Origin of the sequence: Flavobacterium psychrotolerans, assembly GCF_003097635.1 — a bacterium.
Lineage (GTDB): Bacteria > Bacteroidota > Bacteroidia > Flavobacteriales > Flavobacteriaceae > Flavobacterium > Flavobacterium psychrotolerans.
Window position 1 is genome coordinate 1 of record NZ_QCZI01000038.1, and the last position, 2336, is coordinate 2336.

Genomic DNA, 2336 nt, shown 5'->3' on the forward strand with positions numbered 1-2336 from the left:
TTGAACTAAACCTTCGGTAGCACTCGCGATGATTTAGTACCTTACGAAGGTAATAAAAAATCGTAAACTATGACTACAAAAAAAAGCATCCTGATGATCTAAGGGAAAACAAAATCCTCAACCAAGCCAAGCGCGAAGTCCCGGGATTTGAAGAACTATTAGCTCGTTTTGAGCGTACGGTTTCCATTTTAGGTCGAAGCCAAAGTACGTTTAACAATTATTCCCGCCACGTGGCTTCGATTTCGCTGTATTTTGGTAAAATCCCAACGGAACTCGATCCCGAACAAGTGCAGGATTACTTGTTTTACCTTCAAAAAAAGTCCAAAACACCTTCTCAAACGTATTTTAAACACTGTGTTTACGGACTTCGGTTTTTGCTAAAATCCGAGGGCTTGCCGTATGAATTTTTACGGTTGCCCTCGATAAAACACGAGAAAAAACTCCCTGTTGTTTTGAGCAAAGAAGAAGTCTGGGCGATGCTCCAAAACGCCAAACTACTCAAACACCGCATTCTCATTGGCTTGCTTTATGGCTGTGGACTTCGTTGTATGGAAGCCAGAAGTGTGCGTTTACAGGATTTGGATTTCGACCGAAAACAGCTCAAGGTAGTTCAAGGTAAAGGCAAAAAAGACCGTTACGTTCCACTTTCAGTACATTTAATTCGGGGCTTAAAAACCTACATCGCAGCCGAAAAACCCCAAGCGTATCTTTTTAATGGACAGCCTTTGCCTAATGGAGCAGGTGGCGATTTTGACAATCGGTATTCACAACGAGGCGTGCAATGGGCAATAAAGCAGGTAGCCAAGGCAGCGGGCATCAAAAAAGACGTCCATGTGCACACGCTTCGGCACAGCTATGCCACACATTTGCTTGAAGACGGGGTGGATATTATGACTCTCAAAGATCTTTTGGGGCACCAAAATATCGAAACCACGATGGAATATCTGCATATTGCCCAACTCGAGAGTCAACAAAAATTCAGTCCTCTTGATACCCTTTTTGCAAAATGCAGCCAGTCTTTGAAGTAGCCGATGTACTGCGGAAAGTTGGCTCAAAAGTCGAAAATTATGGATTGAACACTTGGCAACACCGCACGCTTTCAAGAATAAAAAAATGCAGAACTGCCGAGTTGGGGGGTCATATTGATGCTTGCGATGGTTGTGGAAACATCACCATAAGCTATAACAGTTGTAGGAATCGGCATTGCCCGAAATGTCAGGGCAACAAACGGGAAGATTGGATAGAAGCCCGAAGCACAGAACTCTTACCGGTTCCATACTTCCACGTAGTTTTTACCTTGCCCGACAGTATTAATTCTCTAGCGATATATCAGCCCAAAATAGTGTATGACACTTTGTTTGAAGCGACTTGGGAAACGTTAAAAACCTTTGGCAAAGCCCAGGGAATACAAATGGGAATGATTGCCGTTTTGCACACTTGGGGACAACAATTGAGTTTGCATCCGCACCTGCATTGCATTGTTCCGGGCGGGGGTGTGAATAAAGACGGACAATGGCAAAATAGGAGAACAGACGGCAAGTTTCTTTTTCCAGTCAAGGCTTTGTCGAAAGTTTTCAGGGCCAAATTTTGCGCAAAACTCAAAGCAAAATCGCCAATACAGTATGAACAAATCCGGCAGGAATTATGGCAAAAACCTTGGGTAGTATTTGCCAAAAAGCCTTTTGGAAGTCCAAAATCAGTAGTGGAGTATTTGGGGAGATACACCCATAAAATTGCCATTAGCAATACTAGAATCAAGAGCATTGACGAGCAAAATGTGACTTTTGATTACAAGGATTACCGAGTGGCGGGCGTTAAAAAACAAATGACGCTCACGCACCGGGAGTTTATCAGGCGGTTTGCCTTGCATATTTTGCCCAAACGCTTTGTCAAAATCCGGCATTATGGTTTTTTGAGCAGCACTTGGAAGCGACAAAAGCTGAAAGTTTTACAAGAAAAACTTCAAGTGAAAGTACTGGAAAAAGTAGAAAAGAAGCCTTTTTTACCCAAGTGCCTCTGTTGTAAAACAGGCAATTTGCATCGAATAGCGGTTTTTGACCAGCGTGGTCCGCCTGCTTGGTTTCTTGGCGGTGGCCAAAACCCAAGTTCCTGTAAAAGCTGAATTTACGGGTAAGGGATTTTATGTCCAAAAGTGAAGGAAAACACGATAAAACCAACCAAATACTTCGCAAAAAAAAAGAGGATGCAAAATCCTCTTACTATTCTCTCTAAAATTTTTACGATAAGTGCATAGTGTTGACGGACTTGTAATCGGTTCCGTTCAACACGAGTTTCATTGTTCGTGCTGCGCACGCAACGAAACTCTAGCTGTTGGC

Annotated in this window: 3 protein-coding genes; 2 read left to right on the forward strand and 1 reads right to left on the reverse strand. The window is 43.0% G+C overall.

Translation table 11 applies throughout. The features are described 5' to 3' along the window. The first annotated feature begins 113 nt into the window (after positions 1-113). Together DB895_RS14015 and DB895_RS14020 are read left to right on the forward strand one after the other, a co-directional pair. The gene (locus DB895_RS14015; RefSeq protein ID WP_394336340.1) at positions 114-1028 is read left to right on the forward strand and encodes a tyrosine-type recombinase/integrase; all 915 of its coding nucleotides are present in this window, start codon (positions 114-116) and stop codon (positions 1026-1028) included. Continuing rightward, positions 1007-2122 (forward strand): IS91 family transposase, encoded by a 1116-nt coding sequence (locus tag DB895_RS14020; RefSeq protein WP_116725983.1) that lies wholly within the window; start codon positions 1007-1009, stop codon positions 2120-2122. Before DB895_RS14015 ends, DB895_RS14020 begins: the two co-directional genes overlap by 22 nt. Before the next feature lie 2 nt (positions 2123-2124). Here DB895_RS14020 and DB895_RS14400 read toward each other — a convergent pair. After that, a partial coding sequence (locus tag DB895_RS14400) for a hypothetical protein (protein WP_208012196.1) occupies positions 2125-2336 on the reverse strand: 212 nt, incomplete at its 5' end.

Bases quoted from the DNA above. Each gene is read 5' to 3' on its own strand.
- DB895_RS14020 (WP_116725983.1), top strand. From the start codon at position 1,007: ATGCAGCCAGTCTTTGAAGTAGCCGATGTACTGCGGAAAGTTGGCTCA.